Below are 1503 nucleotides of genomic sequence, written 5' to 3' on the forward strand. Positions count from 1 at the left end.
CATCATGCTTTCGAGATGCTAGCTCTGGCGAGTTTTTACTCATTATCTCTATTGCTCTATCAACACTTAACCCGCTTAAAACAAGATGCTCTGTCGCTCTATAATCTATCGCTGACAAATCAACTGTCTGCCATTGCCCTCGTTTAACCATCGTCTCAGCCAAACCGTGTTGCTTCGCCCACTCCCTTCTAAAGTTCGTGTCGGCATCTCCCGCAAACTGTGGGAAATCTTTTACTTCTCTGATTTTTGCCTGCTTTGCTAGTTCTCCCCGAGCTTCATCAAGCAGCTCAGAAACACGACTACAGGCTTCTTTTGCTCTGCTTATAATTTTAGTAAAAGCATTGTTTCGCCCTGCTTTTTTGTTGCTAAAGCCTGCCATTCTAAACGGATGCACTGCGCCCGAAAATTTAGGGTCTCCATATTTCTTGTTGAGATCAAAAACAACCTTATTTGCTGCAGCTGCCTCTTGCGCCCCTGCCTCCTTCGGTAGCTTAAAAATAAGCTGTCTATTGTCTTTTGATGACTCCTGCACCAATGTCGGCTTAAAGCCATCACTAACCAACATCATGTGCGTTTTTTCTCGAACATCATCAATTACTGCAAAATGATATTTTGAGCTAATCGGGGTTATATAGATGTCGCCCCCTCGCGCGTTTTTCTGACGCAGAAATGGGATCTTAGCCTCGACCTCTTCCGCAGTGTAGAAACGTTCTTTGCCTTTTTCTCCTTGATTCTTTCCAATGTTCCAAGGCTTGCTGCCACTTCGAGGAACTACAGTGATTCTATAACTATCAGCTCCCAATATTTCGTGTTGACGTCTCCAAGCCTCGATCTTTTTCAGTTGGTCAGGACTCTGTTTAGCTGAATTACTATTGCTAGAGCTTGGGGCTGCGAGATCAGAAATGTGGTTGTCAGTATCAGACCNCTTGTTAAGCCCAGAACGAGCAACAGAATACTGCTTTTCAAGTTGCTTTTGCGCTTGCTTCTGTCTAGCTCCTGCATTGCTTCCGCTAACGTTTCTGCCGTTTTCGTTGCTTCGGATTCGATCATGTTTGTCGCTGCTTGAATCACTTGTGCTGTCCTCTCCATTTGCTCTCGTGACTCCACTGTTGCCGCTGTCATTTTGCTTGCTGCCTTGTGATGGTCTTCCGCTAGTATCGATAGATTTGTTGCTATCTTCATTAGTGATTGATTGACTTGTTGGCTTCCGCTCTTGATCTGCTGTTGCTTCCTTGCTGCTTTCTGCACTAATTGCCTGTTTGATTCGCTCTGACTCCGCGATAAGTTTTCCGCCGTCTTTGTCTTGCTCATAAATAATATTTTGTTTTAATTTGCTGTCTTTACTCCACTTATAGTTATCTCCAAGATCTGAACCTTTGAATGGGATGCCACCGAGAACAAAAGAGAAACCGTTTAACCTACCAGTTTTTGCAACGTTTGGGCGCACTGTTACGCCTGCAACCTCAAGCTGTTGAATAAAATCAAAAACACTCACTTTCGCTT

The 1503-nt window shown here is 44.1% G+C and carries 1 protein-coding gene; it reads right to left on the reverse strand.

What is annotated here, in order from left to right; translation table 11 throughout:
- Positions 1–1495 (reverse strand): DNA-primase RepB domain-containing protein (locus A3712_RS19010; RefSeq protein ID WP_443083603.1); only part of this gene is annotated, 1495 nt, incomplete at its 3' end.
- Positions 1496–1503 lie beyond the last annotated feature (8 nt).

The organism is Vibrio sp. HI00D65, from assembly GCF_001635455.1.
In the GTDB taxonomy this organism is placed as follows: domain Bacteria; phylum Pseudomonadota; class Gammaproteobacteria; order Enterobacterales; family Vibrionaceae; genus Vibrio.